The 16,518-nt window shown below is 70.7% G+C and carries 18 protein-coding genes; 3 read left to right on the top strand and 15 right to left on the bottom strand.

The window, feature by feature from the left end; all coding sequences use genetic code 11:
* Nucleotides 1-97: 97 nt before the first annotated feature.
* The 6 genes from rpsO to BJ970_RS15710 all read right to left on the bottom strand — a co-directional run bounded on the left by rpsO (nt 98) and on the right by BJ970_RS15710 (nt 5,328).
* On the bottom strand, nt 98-367 hold the full coding sequence (gene rpsO, locus BJ970_RS15735; protein WP_184726958.1) for a 30S ribosomal protein S15: 270 nt from the start codon (nt 365-367) through the stop codon (nt 98-100).
* 148 nt (nt 368-515) lie between these two features.
* Entirely contained in the window at nt 516-1,085 is a 570-nt protein-coding gene (locus BJ970_RS15730) for a 2'-5' RNA ligase family protein (protein ID WP_184726957.1), read from the bottom strand.
* A gap of 111 nt (nt 1,086-1,196) precedes the next feature.
* Nucleotides 1,197-1,700, bottom strand: coding sequence for a helix-turn-helix domain-containing protein (locus BJ970_RS15725; RefSeq protein ID WP_184729128.1), 504 nt, complete (start codon nt 1,698-1,700; stop codon nt 1,197-1,199).
* A gap of 155 nt (nt 1,701-1,855) precedes the next feature.
* Nucleotides 1,856-2,842: a bifunctional riboflavin kinase/FAD synthetase gene (locus tag BJ970_RS15720; RefSeq protein WP_184726956.1), complete on the bottom strand. Its 987-nt coding sequence runs from the start codon at nt 2,840-2,842 to the stop codon at nt 1,856-1,858.
* A gap of 141 nt (nt 2,843-2,983) precedes the next feature.
* Nucleotides 2,984-3,892, bottom strand: a complete 909-nt coding sequence (gene truB / locus BJ970_RS15715; RefSeq protein ID WP_184726955.1) for a tRNA pseudouridine(55) synthase TruB — start codon at nt 3,890-3,892, stop codon at nt 2,984-2,986.
* 110 nt (nt 3,893-4,002) lie between these two features.
* The gene (locus BJ970_RS15710) at nt 4,003-5,328 is read right to left on the bottom strand and encodes an MATE family efflux transporter (protein ID WP_184726954.1); all 1,326 of its coding nucleotides are present in this window, start codon (nt 5,326-5,328) and stop codon (nt 4,003-4,005) included.
* Between the two features lie 69 nt (nt 5,329-5,397).
* Here BJ970_RS15710 and BJ970_RS15705 point away from each other — a divergent pair, with 69 nt between their 5' ends.
* Nucleotides 5,398-5,967 (top strand): CGNR zinc finger domain-containing protein, encoded by a 570-nt coding sequence (locus BJ970_RS15705; RefSeq protein ID WP_184726953.1) that lies wholly within the window; start codon nt 5,398-5,400, stop codon nt 5,965-5,967.
* Nucleotides 5,968-5,974: 7 nt separating this feature from the next.
* Here the strand turns inward: BJ970_RS15705 and BJ970_RS15700 are convergent, their stop codons facing one another.
* From BJ970_RS15700 to rimP, 7 genes are all read right to left on the bottom strand, one after another.
* Complete coding sequence (locus BJ970_RS15700; RefSeq protein ID WP_184729127.1) at nt 5,975-6,949, bottom strand: DHH family phosphoesterase; 975 nt, start codon at nt 6,947-6,949, stop codon at nt 5,975-5,977.
* Between the two features lie 143 nt (nt 6,950-7,092).
* Complete coding sequence (gene rbfA, locus BJ970_RS15695) at nt 7,093-7,593, bottom strand: 30S ribosome-binding factor RbfA (RefSeq protein ID WP_184726952.1); 501 nt, start codon at nt 7,591-7,593, stop codon at nt 7,093-7,095.
* Nucleotides 7,594-7,617: 24 nt separating this feature from the next.
* A complete protein-coding gene (locus tag BJ970_RS15690) occupies nt 7,618-7,911 on the bottom strand; it encodes a DUF503 domain-containing protein (RefSeq protein ID WP_184726951.1) in 294 nt (97 codons plus the stop codon).
* 71 nt (nt 7,912-7,982) lie between these two features.
* The gene (gene infB, locus BJ970_RS38865) at nt 7,983-10,922 is read right to left on the bottom strand and encodes a translation initiation factor IF-2 (protein ID WP_184726950.1); all 2,940 of its coding nucleotides are present in this window, start codon (nt 10,920-10,922) and stop codon (nt 7,983-7,985) included.
* A 92-nt stretch (nt 10,923-11,014) separates the two neighbouring features.
* A complete protein-coding gene (locus tag BJ970_RS15680) occupies nt 11,015-11,338 on the bottom strand; it encodes a YlxR family protein (protein WP_312864448.1) in 324 nt (107 codons plus the stop codon).
* Between the two features lie 104 nt (nt 11,339-11,442).
* Entirely contained in the window at nt 11,443-12,513 is a 1,071-nt protein-coding gene (nusA, locus tag BJ970_RS15675; RefSeq protein ID WP_184726948.1) for a transcription termination factor NusA, read from the bottom strand.
* The gene (rimP, locus tag BJ970_RS15670; RefSeq protein ID WP_184726947.1) at nt 12,510-13,067 is read right to left on the bottom strand and encodes a ribosome maturation factor RimP; all 558 of its coding nucleotides are present in this window, start codon (nt 13,065-13,067) and stop codon (nt 12,510-12,512) included. Before rimP ends, nusA begins: the two co-directional genes overlap by 4 nt.
* A gap of 261 nt (nt 13,068-13,328) precedes the next feature.
* Here rimP and BJ970_RS15665 point away from each other — a divergent pair, with 261 nt between their 5' ends.
* Nucleotides 13,329-13,820, top strand: a complete 492-nt coding sequence (locus tag BJ970_RS15665; RefSeq protein ID WP_312864270.1) for a hypothetical protein — start codon at nt 13,329-13,331, stop codon at nt 13,818-13,820.
* Complete coding sequence (locus BJ970_RS15660; RefSeq protein ID WP_184726946.1) at nt 13,817-14,263, top strand: ferritin-like domain-containing protein; 447 nt, start codon at nt 13,817-13,819, stop codon at nt 14,261-14,263. The genes BJ970_RS15665 and BJ970_RS15660 overlap by 4 nt, the downstream gene beginning before the upstream one ends.
* 290 nt (nt 14,264-14,553) lie before the next feature.
* Here the strand turns inward: BJ970_RS15660 and BJ970_RS15655 are convergent, their stop codons facing one another.
* Together BJ970_RS15655 and BJ970_RS15650 are read right to left on the bottom strand one after the other, a co-directional pair.
* Nucleotides 14,554-15,399 carry a hypothetical protein gene (locus BJ970_RS15655; RefSeq protein WP_312864269.1) on the bottom strand — a complete coding sequence of 282 codons (846 nt, stop codon included), beginning with the start codon at nt 15,397-15,399 and terminating at the stop codon, nt 14,554-14,556.
* Nucleotides 15,400-15,448: 49 nt separating this feature from the next.
* Nucleotides 15,449-16,474, bottom strand: a complete 1,026-nt coding sequence (locus BJ970_RS15650) for an aminotransferase class V-fold PLP-dependent enzyme (RefSeq protein WP_184726945.1) — start codon at nt 16,472-16,474, stop codon at nt 15,449-15,451.
* Between the last annotated feature and the right edge of the window lie 44 nt (nt 16,475-16,518).

Below are 16,518 nucleotides of genomic sequence, written 5' to 3'. Positions count from 1 at the left end.
TGCCACCGTGAGCGCTCTCCTATTGCGACGGCGCCGGGCGCCGTCCCCTTTCATGCACCGGGGGGAGCGGTCCGTCGGCCACTCCCCCCGGCGTTCGTCAACGACGCAGACCGAGTCGCTGGATCAGCGAACGGTAGCGTTCGATGTCCACCTTGGTCAGGTAGTTGAGCAGTCGGCGGCGGCGACCGACCATCAGCAGCAGGCCACGACGCGAGTGGTGGTCGTGCTTGTGCTGCTTGAGGTGCTCGGTCAGCCCGATGATCCGCTTGGTCAGCAGGGCCACCTGGGCCTCGGGCGAACCGGTGTCGCCGTCCTTCAGGCCGTACTCGGCCAGGATCTGCTTCTTGTCTTCAGTGGACAACGCCACGAGTTGACTCTCCTTCGATGTCCCGTGTCAGCTACGCCCGACCCAGCGGCCGGGTGGCGGGTCGACGTCGTGCGCCGACCGGATGCGGCCGCCACGGACTGCAGCCGTTCCACCGGCCAGGATAACAGGGGGAGCTGCTACGGCCGGGTCAGCCCGGTGACTCGCCCGTTACCGCGGCACGGTGCACCGTCCGGTACCCGCGGGCGCCTTCTTGCAGGTCACTGGCCACGACGGCGAGTTCGCGCGGCCGCCACCACGGGCCGGCGTAGCCGGCGAACAGGCCGGGCAGCAACTCCCGGTCGCCGCGCCCGGCGGCCCACCTGGCGATGGTGAGATGCGCTGCGTAACCGCGCGGATCGCCACCGGCCGCGCGCACCAGCGCCCGCAGCGCGGCTTCGTCGGAGTCGGTCTCAGGCTCGACGCCGACCCACAACACGCCGCGGAAAATCCCCGCGCCGGCCAGCCGGAGGCGCGGCGGGACCGGGTCGGTCTCCCGCAGCCGGGCGACGCGGCGGTCGAGCCGGTCGGTCACGCGCTGCTGATCGGCGTCGTCGCCGTGGAAGCACAGCGTCAGGTGCCAGCGCCGCGCGGGGGTGAAGCGGAATTTGCGCAACCCGGCAGTGGCCTCTGCCACCCGGCCCGGATCGAGCCGGTCCACCGCCGATGCCAGATGCCGCACCGCCTCCTCCGCGGGCCACAACGCGGTGAACAGGCGCATTCCTTCCCCCTGGGTCGGGACCCGTGAACGCCTTTGGCTGTTAACGCCCACAGACGGCTCCGGACCCAACATACGCACGCTCGCCGACTCGGCGAAACGCGTTTCCAGTTGTCAGTCGGGTTCGCCGTTGGCGGCTCGGCGGAGCAGCTGCGCCAGCGCCGGGTAGCGGCCTTCGAGCAGCGACGCCGCCGACTCAAGTTCGCTGGGCTTGGCCACCTCGCGCAACACCGGCCAGGCCGCTTCCTCGCCGTTGGCGACCTGCATGACCGGCAGATTGTCCCGCCCCACCGACGGGCGCGAGTGCCGGACGTCCTCCAACGCCTGCTTGATCGCATCCGATTCGCCCGCCGCGACACCGGGGACGAGCACCTTGCGCTCCAGCATCACCAGCCGGGCCAGCACCGAGGGGTTGCCGATCTTGGCGCGGCGCCCGCTCATCACCTGGCTGAGCATCGGTGCGCTGATCCCCAGCACCTCGGCGAGCTGGGCCTGCGAGATGCGGAACGCAACGACCAGGCGACGCACCCGGTCCCCGAGCGGCTCGCCGTACCACTGCCGTTGCAGCGCCAGGTTCCGCTGGACGTTGCTGCTCTCCGTCACCTTCGCTCCCCCCATGTCGGCGTCGGCCCGACCGCGCACGGCTGCTGGTCCGGCCTTGAATACTGCCAGGGCACCGGCGGGATTCGGGCGGGAATCCGAAATCCGTTCCGATCGCGATGCGCCGGGCAGCGGACGCGGTTGCTCCGTTCGGAATGCCGACATGTCTGGTTTCACCCGTCCGCATTCAGAATTCGCCGAGTTTCGGCGACGTCCTGGTGCATTTGCTCAATCAACGCATCGACGGTGTCGAAGCGCTCCATGGACCGCAGCCGCTGCACGAAGTCCAGTTCGACGTGCTCGCCGTAGAAGTCGGCATCGATGTCCAGCACGTAGGCCTCGACGGTGCGCTCGGTGCCGGAGAAGGTCGGGTTGCTGCCCACCGACACCGCCGCGGGCAGGGTCCGCGTCGGCTGCCCCGAGCCGCGTCGGCGGTGCGTGAACCAGGCCGCGTAGACGCCGTCGGCGGGGATCGCCGCGTGCGGCGGGGTGGACAGGTTCGCGGTCGGGAAGCCGAGCTCCTTGCCGCCGCGTCCGGCGCCGCGCACCACGATGCCCTCCAGCCGGTGATAGCGGCCCAGAGCCGAGGCCGCGGCGACGACGTCGCCGGCGTCGATGCAGGAGCGGATGTAGGTCGACGAGAACGTCACCGAAGTGTCCGCCGCGTCGTCGGCCCGCCGCACCGGCCCGGAGACCAGCGAATCGGATTCGACCTCGAAGCCGAACCGCTCGCCGAGCTTGGCCAGCAGCTCGATGTTGCCCGCCGCCTTGTGGCCGAAGGTGAAGTTCTCGCCGACCACGATCTCCGCCGCGTGCAGCCGCTCCACCAGCATCTCGTGCACGAACTCCTCGGCCGGCAGGCGCGAGACCTCTCGGGTGAACGGCAGCACGCAGAACACCTCGACGCCGAGCTGTTCGGCCAGCTCGGCGCGGCGCCGCAGGGTGGTCAGCTGCGCCGGATGACTACCCGGGCGCACCACCTCGGACGGGTGCGGGTCGAAGGTCATCAGCACACAGGGGACGTTGCGGCGGCGCGCTTGCTGCACCGCGTGCGTGATCAGCTGTTGATGCCCCCGATGCACGCCGTCGAAGACGCCGATGGTCACCACGCACCGGCCCCAGCCGCCGGGGATCTGCTCCAAACCACGCCATCGCTGCACGACCAGGAAGCCTACTGCGCCGCCACCAGGTAGCCGGAACGCCACCGCCCCGTGCCGTGGATCACCCGACCCGGGCGAGTGGGCCGGACCTGCGAGCGAGCTCACACGCGCGCGATCTCCGGCTACCCGGCGAGACGTCGGTCAGTTCGCCGGAATGATCACCAACACCGGTTTCGCGGTCCGGCCACGGTCGCGGACGAGGGCGACCGCCTTGCCGTCCGGGTCGAACATCCCGTAGGTGCCTTCGACACCGGCCGCCGGCACGACCTGCCCGTGCGAGAGGGCGCGGGCTACCGTCGCGTCGACGTTGCGGCGCGGAAAGGCCGCCTCGACCGCCTGATCGAGATCCATCGAAAGCCCGGGCTCCGCTTCCAGCTGCTGCAGGGTCCGCGCGGTGACGAGACCGAAGGGGCCGACCCGCGTCCGGCGCAGCTCGCCGAGATGCCCGCCGACACCGAGCCCGGCGCCCAGATCCCGGGCCAGCGCGCGCACGTAGGTCCCCGACGAGCACTCGACCAGCACGTCCAGCTCGGTGGTGCGCTCGGTGCGGCGCAACGCCAGCACGTCGAAGCGCGAGACGGTGACGGGCCGCGCCGCGAGCTCGACGCTCTCGCCGGAGCGCGCTAGCTCGTAGGCGCGCCGACCGTTGATCTTGACCGCGCTGACCGCGCTCGGCACCTGCTGGATGTCGCCGGTCAGCGCCGAAATCCCGGCCCGGACCGCACCTTCGTCCACTGTGGAAGCATCCACAGTGGATACGACGTCGCCTTCGGCGTCATCGGTGGTGGTGGCGGCGCCCAGTCGGATCGTGGCCAGGTATGCCTTGGTGTCCAGGGCCAGGTGACCGAGCAGCTTGGTGGCGCGCTCCAGGCCCAGCACCAGCACGCCGGTGGCCATCGGGTCCAGCGTTCCGGCGTGCCCGACCCGGCGGGTGCCCATGATGCGGCGGACCCGGGACACGACGTCGTGCGAGGTCATCCCCGCCGGTTTGTCGATCACCAGCAGGCCGGGCGGAACGGTGGGGCGGCTTTTACGGGAGTGCTCGGACACGACGCACCATCATCCCCGACCCGGCCCGACCGGCGTCGCTAGGGTGCGCTCGCCATGCCACAGCGCTGACCACGCGATCGCAGCCGCACGAGCGCTCGGCGAGCCGCCGCCTACGCCATGGCGGCTGCCCGTGTGGCGCCGACGACGGCCCAGCGGCCGGAGCGGGCCCGCAGCAACAGCGTGATCAGGCGCAGGACCATGAACAAGCTCAGCCCGGTCCAGATCCCGGCCAGCCCCCAACCGAACGCCAGCGCCAGCCAGATCAGCGGCAGGTAGCCGATGGCCGCGCTCAGCAACGTCGCGGTCCGCAGGTAAGCGGCGTCGCCGGCCCCCAGGAAAACCCCGTCGAGCGCGAAAACCACGCCCGCCACCGGCTGTAGGAGGACGAAGAACCACCAGGCGTGCGGGACCTCCGACAGCACCGCGCCGTCGGTGGTGAACAACGCGGGCAGCGGGCTCGAAAGCGCCGCGAACACCAGCCCGAGCACGATGCCGAACACCAAGCCGTACCAGGTGACTTGCCGGGCGATCCCCTTGGCGCGCGGAGCCGAACCCGCACCGAGCGCCGCGCCGACCAACGACTGCGCCGCGATCGCCAGCGAATCGAGCACCAGCGCCAGGAACGACCACAACTGCCAGACAACCTGGTGCGCGGCCGCGGCCTCCGCACCGGTCCGGGCCGCCACCGACGTTGCCGACAGGAAGCACGCCTGGAACGCGAGCGTGCGCAGCACGAGGTCGCGCCCGAGACCGAGCTGGGCGCGCATCTTCGCCGGCTCCGGTTTCAGCGGCACCCGTTCGGCGACCAGCGCCCGCACGAACAGCACGGCGGCGATCGTCTGGCCGATCAGGTTCGCAATCGCCGAACCCTCCAGGCCCCAGCCGAACGGGTAGACGAACAGCGGGCATAGCACCGCGGAAATGCCGTTGCCGACCACCACATACCGGAGCGGTCGAGCGGTGTCCTGCACGCCGCGCATCCAGCCGTTGCCGACCATGGTGATCAGCACCATCGGCGCCCCGAGCAACGCGATTCGCAGCCAGGTCGCGGCCGCGTCGGCGATCGGGCCGGGACCGGCCAGCAGTTCCGCGATCGGGACCGCGAGCAGCTGCGCCAGCAGCAGGAGCCCCACGCCGACGCCGATCCCCAGCCAGGTCGCCTGCACACCCTCGGCGACGGCGTCCTTGCGGCGTCCGGCACCGTGCAGCCGCGCGGTGCGCGCCGTGGTGCCGTAGGTCAGGAAGGTCAATTGGCTCGACACCAGCGTGAACAGCGTCCCGCCTAGCGCGAGCCCGGCCAGCGGCACCGCTCCGAGGTGCCCGACCACTGCGGTGTCGACGAGCACGTACAGCGGTTCGGCGGCCAGCACGCCGAGCGCGGGCACCGCGAGCGCCAGCACTCGACGCGGCGATACGCGTTCCCCCGGATCGGACACCTTGCCTCCCGGTAAGCTGCGACTGATGGGTCCGCCCCTGACACGTCAGGGTACCGGTAAGGAGCGCAAATGGATAACGCTGATTACGCAGCCGTGGCGCTCCGGCTCGCCAACGCCGACCTGAGCACCCTGGACGCGGTGCGCGCCGCGCTCCATGACGAGCCGTGGTGGGCCGACCGGTTGCACGAGCACGACCTACCGGTGCTGCACGGCGTGACCGCCGGGCTGCGCCGGGCGCTGGATGCGATGGTGGCCGACGACGGCGAAACCGTGTTGGCCGAGATCAACACGCTGTTGTCGGCGCATCCGCCGCGACCCCGGCTGTCCGGGCACGGCGGCCGCGAGGGCACCCCGAACTGGCACGTCCACGTGGCGGGGCCGGACGCACCTGCGGTCGACGAAGTCGCCGCCGCGGCGGCGTGGGGCCTAGCGCAGGGCGTCGTCCAGCACGGCACCACGCGCTGGGGGTGCTGCGGCGCCGAGGGCTGCCACACCTACTTCCTGGACACCTCGACGAACCAGGCCAAGCGCTTCTGCAGCCCGCGCTGCGCCAACCGCATGCACGTCGCGGCCTTCCGTGCCCGACGCCGCGATTTCAATGGAAACCAGGGCGCTGATTTCCAATTGAAATCGCCTTGAATCGCCATCAGAGCAGGGGCGCCTCGTCGAGAGCCTTGCGCAGCGCCGCGATGATGTCTTCCGCCGAGCCCTGGGCCGTGAAACCGGAGGCGAGTCGGTGCCCGCCACCGCCGCATGCGGCCGCTGCGCGGCCGACGTCCAACCGGCTGTCGGCACGCAGCGAAACGGACCAGTGCTTCGGCGCGGTCTCCTTGAGCACCGCCGCCACCTCCGCCTCGCTGGTCGTGCGCACCACGTCGATGACGCTGTCCACGTCCTCGCTGCGCAGGCCATCGGAATGTGCCAGCCGGACCGTCGCGTGCACCAAGCCGAGCCCCCGCGCCGCGTCCGGCTCTAACCGCGCCTCGCTGAGCACCCGGGACAGCATGTTCATCCAGTCGAACGGGTGCGTGTCCAGCAACGGCCGGGTGGTCGCCTCCGGGTCCACCCCGGCCTCCAGCAGCCGCGCCGCCACCCGATGCGTCCACGCGCTGGCGTGCCGGAAAGAACGGGTATCGGTGACCAAGCCCGCGTAGAGGCACCGCGCCATGGGCAAGTCGAGTTCCTCGCCGAGCTCGTCCAGCAACCGGAGCACGATCATCACGGTCGCCTCGGCGTGCTCGTCGACCACGTGCAGCGTGCCGTAGCGCGTGTTGGACACGTGGTGGTCGATCACGATGACATCGCCACCCGCGGCGATCGTCGCGGCGACCCGGTCGGCGAGCTTGCCGAGCCGCTGCAGACTCCCGGTGTCGCAGACGACGAGCGTGGGCGGAGCGGCAGGCACCTCGTCCGCGGGGACCACCAGCCCGTCGCCGTCCAGGTCGCGCAGCGAGAACGGCGGCTGCTCCGGCTTTCCGAACGACACCCGCACCGTGCAGCCCCGCCGCCGCAGCGCCCGCCCCAGCGCGAGTGCGCTACCGAGCGCGTCGGCGTCCGGGTTGATATGCGCGAACAGCGTCACGTCCGAGGCCTCGGACAGCTTGCGAGCGGCCTCGGCCACCGCTAGTTCGACCGGATCGACGGCGGTCGAAGGACCGCCGCCGGGGCGGCCGATATCGGATTGCCCGCGCACAGGTTCACCTCCACGGCATCGATGGTCGTTGCGACCACCGATGCCTAACGCACCTGATGCTGGGTTGCGACTCAACCACTCTGTGGCCCACGACGCACATCGGCGTCGGAAAAAGGCTCGACCTCCGCACCGTCGGTGGCAAGGTCGTCATCGTCGGTGCTGGTGCGGTACGGATCGGCGTCCCCGGCCGGCATCGCCCCGGAAGCCAACCGGGCCACCTCCTCGTCGGCTTCCTTCGCCTTGGCCAGCAGTTCCTCCATCCGCCGCGCGTTGTCCGGCACGGTGTCGGCGATGAAGGTCAGCGTCGGGGTGAACCGGACGCCGGTCTGCTGGCCGACGCGGGATCGCAGCACCCCCGTCGCGCTCGCCAGGGCGGCGGCGGTGGAGGCGTAATCGGCGTCGTCGCCGAATACGGTGTAGTACACAGTGGCGTCCCGCAGATCGGGGGTGACCCGTGCGTCGGTGATCGTCACCAAAGCCAGCCTCGGGTCCTTCACCTCGTACTCCAGCCCGGATGCCACGATCTGGGCGATGCGCTTGGCGAGTCTGCGGGCGCGCGCCGTATCAGCCACGGCGCACCTCCTTCGGGAGAAAGTTCAGTCCTCCGGCCCGAGCATGCGTTGCCGGGCCGAAAGCAATTCGAGTTCGGGGCGTGCGGCGACCAACCGCTCGCACGCGTCCAGCACTTCGCGCACGTGCGCGGCGTCGCCGGAGACCGCCGCGATGCCGAACAGCGCGCGGCGGTACAAATCCTGATTCCCGGCTTCGGCGACGGCCACCTCGAAGCGCTTCCGCAGTTCGGCCACCACGGGCCGCACGACACCGCGCTTCTGCTTCAGGGAGTGGACATCACCGAGCAGAACGTCCAGTTCGAGCACACCGACGTACATGTGTTCCTCATCGCAGGAGCGAACCGCTGCGCAGGGGGCCGTCGAGTGACGACCCCCTGCGCAGTACCGGCTCAGTTGCGCGGCTTCTCGCGCATCTCGTAAGGCTCGATGACGTCGCCGACCTTGATGTCGTTGTACGACCCCAGGGTCAGACCGCATTCGAAGCCGTCGCGGACCTCGGTCGCGTCGTCCTTGAACCGCTTCAGCGAGTTGATGCTGAGGTTCTCGGCGACCACCACGTTGTCCCGCAGCAGACGCGCCTTGGCGTTGCGCTTGATGATGCCTTCGGTGACCATGCAACCCGCGATGGTGCCGACCCGGGAAGACCGGAAGACCTCGCGGACCTCGGCCTTGCCCAGCTCGACTTCCTCGAACTCGGGCTTGAGCATGCCCTTGAGGGCCTGCTCGATGTCCTCGATGGCGCGGTAGATCACCGAGTAGTACCGGATCTCCACGCCCTCGCGGTTGGCGACCTCGGCCGCCTTGCCCTCGGCCCGGACGTTGAAGCCCAGCACGATGGTGTTCTCCGCGGTGGCGAGGTTGATGTCGGACTCGTTGATGCCACCGACGCCGCGGTGGATCACCCGCAGCTCGACCTCGTCGCCAACCTCGATCTTCATCAGGGACTCTTCGAGCGCCTCGACGGTACCCGAGTTGTCGCCCTTGATGATCAGGTTGAGCTGGTTGGTCTCCTTGAGCACCTTGTCCAGGTCCTCGAGGCTGACCCGCTTGCGCTTGGCCGCGTTCTGCGCCTCCCGGATGCGAGCCCCGCGGCGGTCGGCGATCTGCCGAGCCACCCGGTCCTCGTCGACCACCAGGAAGGTGTCGCCCGCGCCCGGCACCGAGGTGAAGCCGATGACCTGCACCGGCCGCGACGGCAGCGCCTCCGGGACGTCCTCGTCGTTCTCGTTGATCATCCGGCGGACGCGACCGTAGGCATCGCCGGCCACCACCGAGTCGCCGACCCGCAACGTGCCGCGCTGCACCAGCACCGTGGCGACCGGACCGCGACCGCGGTCCAGGTGGGCCTCGATCGCCACACCCTGGGCGGGCATGTTCGGGTTGGCCCGCAGGTCCAGCGTGGCGTCCGCGGTGAGCAGGATCGCCTCCAGCAGGCTGTCGATGTTGGTGCCCTGCTTGGCCGAGATGTCGACGAACATGGTCTCGCCGCCGTACTCCTCGGCGACCAGGTTGTACTCGGTCAGCTGCTGGCGGATCTTGTCCGGGTTCGCACCCTCGACGTCGATCTTGTTGACCGCGACGACGATCGGCACCCCGGCCGCCTGGGCGTGGTTGATCGCCTCCACCGTCTGCGGCATGACGCCGTCGTCGGCGGCCACCACCAGCACGGCGATGTCGGTCGACTTAGCACCACGGGCACGCATCGCGGTGAACGCCTCGTGACCCGGGGTGTCGATGAACGTGATCGGCCGGTTGACGTCTTCCAGACTGGTGACGACCTGGTAGGCACCGATGTGCTGGGTGATGCCCCCGGCCTCGCCGGCCTGCACGTTCGTCTTGCGGATCGTGTCCAGCAGTCGCGTCTTACCGTGGTCGACGTGACCCATCACGGTCACCACCGGCGGGCGCGCCGCCAGCTCGTCCTCGGAGCTGCCCGGGTCGCCGTAGCTGATGTCGAACGACTCCAGCAGCTCCCGGTCCTCGTCCTCCGGACTGACCATCTCGATCTTGTAGTTCATCTCCTGACCGAGGAGCTCCAGCACCTCGTCGGAGACGGACTGGGTCGCGGTGACCATCTCACCGAGGTGGAACATCGCCTGCACCAGCGAGGCCGGGTTGGCGTTGATCTTCTCGGCGAAGTCGGTCAGCGAAGCTCCGCGGCGCAGGCGCACGACTTCGCCACTACCGCGCGGGAGGCGGACGCCGCCGACCGACGGCGCCTGCATGTTCTCCATGTATTCCTGGCGCTTCTGCCGCTTCGACTTGCGACCGCGCTTGGCCGGACCGCCGGGGCGACCGAAGGCACCGGCCGCGCCGCCGCGACCACCGGGGCCACCCGGACGGCCACCGCCGCCAGGACGACCGCGGAAACCGCCGCCACCACCGGCCGGGGCGCCGCTCGGCGCACCGCCACCGCCGCCACCACCGCCGCGGAAGCCGCCGCCACCGCCGCCGGGACGGCCACCACCGCCGCCACCGCCGGGACGACCGCCGCCGCCACCCGGTCCGCCACGGCCACCGCCGCCACGGCCACCGCCGGGACCGCCACCGCCGCGCGGTGGACGGGGCGGCATCATGCCGGGGTTCGGGCGCGGCGGCATCATGCCCGGGTTCGGCCGCGAGCCACCGTCACCACGCGGCGCGTTGCCCGCGGCCGGTGCCGTGCCGGCACCCTGACCGCCGCCCTGCCGCTGGCCACCGTGACCGCCACCGTGCTGGCGACCGGGGCCCTGCCCGCCGCCCTGGCGGCCACCCGGGCCCGGCCGCTGCGGCCGCTGCTGCGGCGCTCCGCTGCCGACGCCGAACGGGTTGTTGCCGACGCGCGGCTGCCGCGGACCCGGCTTGGGCGCCTTCGGACGGGGCGGGACCACGCCCGCATCGCCGTCGCCACCCTGCTTCGGGCCCGGCTTGGGACCGGGCTTGAGGCCTGGCGCCGGCCGGGACTCGGCCTTGGCGGCCGGCGCCCGCTCGGCGGGCTTGACCTCCGGCTCAGGCTTGGGACCGGGCTTCGGTCCAGGCTTGGGGCCGGGCTTGGGACGCTCACCGGCCGGCCCCTCGGAGCGCGGACCGGGCTTCGGACCAGGCTTCGGCGCCGCCGCTTCGGCGCGAGGGGGCCTGGGTTCCGCCGGAGCGGGCTTGCCGCCGCCGTCGCTCTTCTTCGACGCCGAGGGTTTGGCGAGCGCGTCGCGCAGCCTGCGGGCCACCGGGGCTTCCACGGTGGAGGACGCAGACTTCACGTACTCGCCCTGCTCGGCGAGCTTGTTCAGTACTTCCTTGCTGGTAACACCGAGCTCTTTGGCGAGCTCATGTACGCGGGCCTTGCCTGCCACTGCTCTCCTCATCTGGGTGAGGCCGGGCGGCAGTCCCGCTCGACCTCGTCCTATCGCCGATGCGCGTTCATGGCTTCAGCTTCACGGCTGATTCATGACGGGTCGACCTGCTTTCCTTCAGTTGCCTGGCGCGGGACGGATCCCGCGTCGGTCATGTCGTGAGCCACCGGCCGCGGTTGCCCGGCACTCAAGTGGGCCTGCACGGCTGAGGTGTCCAGGGCTCCCGGTGCACGCAGTGCACGCGGAAACGCCCGACGCCGCTCGGCCAGACGAAGACATCCCGGATCCGGATGCAGCCATGCGCCCCGGCCCGGTTGCCGACGTCGTGGATCGGGAACAACGACGGGACCCACCCGAGCGACCTCAGCCACCACACGCAGCAGCTCAGAGGATGACGTCCGGGCACGACACCCCACGCAAGTACGCACCGGCCCACGGCTTTCGCCGAGCTCGCCGGACACACGTGTGTGGATTGTCGCTCTCCTCGCGTCGAACCTCCTCTGATTCTAACCCGACGACGTCACTCGGCCGAACCCACGGTCGGCAGACCCTCCACCGCGGGGTCGAGGCCGGTCGCCTGCGCCGGCGGCTGGCCCGCCGCGGTCGTGGGCGAACCGGGGTCGGCATCGCTGCGGATGTCGATCCGCCAACCGGTAAGCCGCGCCGCCAGCCGGGCGTTCTGGCCTTCCTTGCCGATCGCCAGCGAGAGCTGGAAGTCCGGCACGACCACCCGCGCGGTCTTGGTGCGTTCGTCGACGACCTCGACCGACACCACCTTGGCCGGCGACAACGCATTGCCGACGAAGGTCGCCGGGTCGTCCGAGAAGTCGATGATGTCGATCTTCTCGCCGCCCAGCTCGCTCATCACGTTGCGCACCCGCGAGCCCATTGGCCCGATGCAGGCGCCCTTGGCGTTGACGCCGCTGACCGCCGAACGCACCGCGATCTTGGAGCGATGCCCGGCCTCCCGCGCCACCGCCGGGATCTCCACGGTGCCGTCGGCGATCTCCGGCACCTCCAGCGCGAACAGCCGCCGCACCAGGTTCGGGTGGGTGCGCGAGAGCGTGATCTGCGGTCCACGCGCGCTTCGTGAAACGCCGACGACGTAACACTTAATCCGGGTGCCGTGCTCGTAGTTCTCGCCCGGCACCTGCTCGGCGGCCGGGATCACGCCTTCGCTGTCCCCGACCTGCACGATGACCATGCCGCGCGAGTTGGCCCGCGCGTCGCGCTGAATGACGCCGCCGAGGATCTCGCCCTCCTTGGCGGAGAACTCGCCGAAGGTCCGCTCGTGCTCGGCGTCGCGCAGCCGCTGCAGGATGACCTGCCGCGCGGTGGTCGCCGCGATGCGCCCGAAGCCCTCCGGGGTGTCGTCCCATTCCTCCTGCACGTTGCCGTCGGCGGCCAGGGTGTGCGCGATGACCCGCACGACACCCGTCTTGCGGTCCACCTCCACCCGCGCGTGCGGCTGGTGCCCCTCGGTGTGGCGGTATGCGGTGAGCAGTGCCGATTCGATCGCTTCCAGGACCGTCTCGAACGGTATGTCCTTGTCGCGTTCTATCGCCCGCAGCGCCGCGATGTCGACGTTCACCTCGACTCCTCCGTGTCTTCCCGGTCGTCCCCCGCTTGGGAAACGCCGCTCGCAGCCCGCTCCAGCTTGACCAAATCCTCCGCCGGTGGCTGCTGGAATTCCACCTCGACCACCGCGCGTTCGACATCACGGTAAGCCACTCGGCGCAATTCCCCACCGACCAGCACCGTGACACCTTCATCATCGGCTTCCCCGACCCGAACCACCAACTTCTCGCCGCCGGCGAACCGGATCTTGACCAGCCGGTAGCGGGCCCGCCGCCAGTGCCGCACCCGGGTCAGCGGCCGGTCCACGCCCGGCGAGGTGACCTCCAGCGTGTAGGAGCCGGCCAGGACGTGCTCGTGCGCGTCCAGCACCTCCGACACCGCGCGACTGACGTCGGAGATCTCGTCGAGCCCGACCCCGTCGTCGGAGTCGATGACGACCTTGATCAGCCGGCGGCGGCCGGCCTGCTGCACGTCGAACTCCTCCAGGTCGAAGCCCGTTCGAGCCACGGCCTGGGCTACGACGGGCTCCAGCTGCGCGGTGATCGCACCGCGCGGCGGGCTGGACACGTTGGCACTCCCTAAGTTCTGATCGGGGTCTGTTCAGACCTGGCAATGCGGCGGCACCAGAGGTTTCCCGGCCGGGTCGGCCCGCGGGACTTCCACGACCGTTGCTACCCGGGACTGACCGCGGTCGCCCAGCGTATCGCGTCCCCCCGCATCCGAGCGCGGCGTGGACCTACGATCGGCGGATCGTGCCCGCGGCCCGGCGGATCACAAGGGCGGTGCCGGGGCGTTCGCCGCGATGATCGCCTGGCAGGATAGGCCGACGTGGATTCCCCCTCGCGAGCCAGGTCGGCGCTGGGCCGGCGGAGCTTGCTGCGACTGTTCGCGGCGGTTCCGGTGGCCGCCGCATTGACCACGGCGTGCAGCCCGGCGCCGGACGAGCCCGATCCGTTGGTGGCGCTGGCGGCGGCAGCGAAGTCCGACGCCCAGCTGGCGAAGGCGGTCGCGCACGCGCATTCGGAGCTGGCCGAGGCTGCCAACGAGATCGCCACCGCGCGGGCCGCGCACGCCGACGCGATGCAGCGGGAGATCGACCGGGTCGCTCCGCGCGATCCAGAAGATCCGCCGTCGGTGCCCGATGCGGCGCCTCAGCAGGCCCCGGGTTCGGCGGACGCGGCGGCGAAGGCGCTGCGGGATGCGCTGACCGGGGCGCAGAACCAGGCGGCGCAGCTGGTACCCGGGCTGTCGGCCTACCGGGCGGGACTGCTCGGATCGGTTTCGGCGAGCTGCGCGAGTCTGCGGGAGGTGCTGAAGTGACGGAGCTTTCCGAAGAAGCGGGCAAGGCGCTGCGCAGCGCGTTGGGCGCGGAGCACGCGGCCGTGTGGGTGTACGGCCTGGCGAATGCGTTCGCGGGAGAAGCACGCGTGCACGCCGCGATCAACGACGCGATGACGCAGCACCGGAGGTTGCGCGACACCGCGGAGCAGGCGCTCCGCGACGCGGCGCAGACGCCCCCGCCGGCGCAGCCGGCGTACGACGTCGGGGAGCCGGTAGGCGACCAGAAATCGGCAATCGAACTGTTGGTGAAGGCGGAGAACGACTGCGCGATCGGTTGGCGGTCGGTGCTGGAGAACTGCGAGGACCCCGCGCTGCGCGGCACCGCTCTCGACGGCCTCACCACCGCGGCCACCCGGGCCACCCGCTGGCGGCTCACCATCGATCGGCAGCCGGCCGCCCAACCCTTCCCCGGCCAACCCTGATCTCCGAGTCGGCACGGGCCCTTGGGCCAATGCTCATTTTGCAGCCAACCCTGCCGGCGCTTGGGTCTGTCTAATCAGCGGCGTAAGCCGCTTGCGGTGTGGGACTCAGCCTGCACCGCCGCCCCAACAGGGTCCCAAACGGCTCAGACGTCGCCTGGCGAGGACAGCCCCAGCGCCGTGTATTGGGCCATACATAAGTCGGGGATCCCGGAGATCAGGCGGCGACGGTAACTCCCGCAGGGGGCCGCTACCGCACCGCCACGCAAACCACCTTTGAAACACTCTCTTGGTCAGGGCGTTTGGTCTTGGGGCCAGCCGAGTTTGAGGGCTTCCCTGGTGACGTCGAGCAGCGCCGGGTCGCTCTTCGGCGTGGACTTGTTGATGTAGGCCGAGTCGCCGATCACCACCAGCCGGTCCTGTCCCCCGGAGGCGTAGGCGTCGTCGTCCAGCCTGGGCATGTTCTCGGTGCCGTCGCGTTCGTCGTCCACGAGGTCCCGGATGTTGCCGGTGCCGTCCCGGGTAGTCAGGTCGTTGAGCTGCTGCGCGCTGGCCGCATTCGGCATCAGGACGGTGACCAGCGAGGTCAACACCTCGGTGCCGTCGGGCAGCTTGGTGCGGTAGAGCGCTCGCGTGAGGTGCTCGCACTCCTGCTTCGCGAAGAAACCCTTGATCGAATCCGTGGAAACGTTCTGGCAGCCCTGGAACGCTTCTTCCCTGCGGATCGGGGTGAACGTGTAGCGCGGCAAGTCCGGCGGCGCGGCGTCCTCCTTGTCCGCCGGCTTCAGCATCAGCCAGAGCACCCCGGATAACACCGAGATCACGAACAGCACGACCCCGCGCAGCAGCCAACCGGTCGGCGTGACGCGACGCAGTTGCGACACCGGGGCCTGCGGGCTCGTCGGCTGGCGCACCCGCGGAGGCGGTGCGTCGTGCAGTGGCGGCGCGTCGCGCAGTGGCGGCGCGTCGCGCAGTGGCGGCGGGGCGAAGGCGGGCCGGGTCGCTTCTTGCGAGCCGGGCGTCGCCGGCGCGCGATCCGGGCTGATCCGCGAGTTGTCGCGGCGCAGCGGCGTGGTTTCGCGCTGCGCGTTGGGCTGTGCTCCCGTCATCTCTTCGGGCTCACCTCGTCGGTCCGGCACGAGCAACAACCGTAGCGGTCGCGGATTACGAGATGGACACCCCTGACCGTCATCGCAGCGCACGCACCGCACGTTCGACATCGGCACCGGTGTTGTACAGGTGGAATGACAGCCGGGCCTTGCCCGCCCACGCGGCACAGGTGAGCCCGGCCGCGGTGAGCTTCGACACGGCGTCCGGCACCTGCACCGAGACGATCGCCGAGCCCGCGGCGGGCAGGTCCAGCGCCGCCCGGAACTCGTCGGCCAACCCGACGCAGTGCTCGGCGACGGCGGTCATGTCGAGCCCGGCCAGCCAGTCCATCGCCGCAGCCGCTCCGACTTGCGCCAGCCACGTCGGCGAGAGGTCGAGCGCACGGGCGCCGTCGGCAAGCCGCAGCGGCAAGCCGTAAACGGTGCTCCACGGGTCCGGGCCCGCGTACCAGTTCGCGCTGCTGGGCCGGATCTCGGGCGCATCAGGGTGGACGGCCAGCCAGGCGGCGCCGCGCGGCGACAGCAACCACTTGTAGCCCGAAGCGACGACCCAGTCGGCCCAGTCGACCTGCAACGGCAGCCAGCCGACCGCTTGCGTCACGTCGAGCAGCACCCGCGTCGAGCGCGTGGCGACGACCCGCCGCAGGGCGTCGAGATCGACGATGCGGCCGTCGCTGGACTGCACGACGCTGACCGCGACCACGTCGTAGTCCGCAGCGTGCTCGGCGATCTCGGCCAGTTCCACTTCGGCCACCCGCACGCCGCGATCCCGCTGCGCGGCGAACGGGAACACGACGCTGGTGAACTCGTTCCCGGCGACCAGCACGCGGGTCCCCGCCGGCAGGCTCGCCGCGACCAGGCCGATGAGTTGGGAGGCGGTGGATCCGATCGCCACCCGATCCGCCGTGGTGCCGATCAGCCGGGCGAAAGATGCCCGTGCGGTGACCACCGCGGGATCGAAGTTCTCCGGCCGGTCGAGGCCGCTTCCCCAGCGCGCCACCGATTCCGCGACCGCGCGGGCCGCGGCCGCGGGTGGGACACCGATGCTCGCGGTGTTCAGATATCCGTCCGGGACGTCGAAACTCGCACCGAATGCCTCTCGCATGCCCACATCCTCGCACCGGTCGAGCGGGTCCCGGTACGGCTACG

It is taken from the genome of Saccharopolyspora phatthalungensis, from assembly GCF_014203395.1.
GTDB lineage: Bacteria > Actinomycetota > Actinomycetes > Mycobacteriales > Pseudonocardiaceae > Saccharopolyspora > Saccharopolyspora phatthalungensis.
The sequence above is the reverse complement of the archived record's forward strand: the minus strand, read 5'-3'. Positions and strand labels throughout refer to the sequence as shown.

What these genes read in the sequence shown, in the direction of transcription:
- BJ970_RS15730 (WP_184726957.1), bottom strand. Translation starts at nt 1,085, where the DNA reads ATGCGCCTGTTCACCGCGTTGTGGCCCGCGGAGGAGGCGGTGCGGCAT.
- BJ970_RS15725 (WP_184729128.1), bottom strand. Translation starts at nt 1,700, where the DNA reads ATGGGGGGAGCGAAGGTGACGGAGAGCAGCAACGTCCAGCGGAACCTG.
- BJ970_RS15705 (WP_184726953.1), top strand. Translation starts at nt 5,398, where the DNA reads ATGGATAACGCTGATTACGCAGCCGTGGCGCTCCGGCTCGCCAACGCC.
- BJ970_RS15690 (WP_184726951.1), bottom strand. Translation starts at nt 7,911, where the DNA reads ATGTACGTCGGTGTGCTCGAACTGGACGTTCTGCTCGGTGATGTCCAC.
- BJ970_RS15650 (WP_184726945.1), bottom strand. Translation starts at nt 16,474, where the DNA reads ATGCGAGAGGCATTCGGTGCGAGTTTCGACGTCCCGGACGGATATCTG.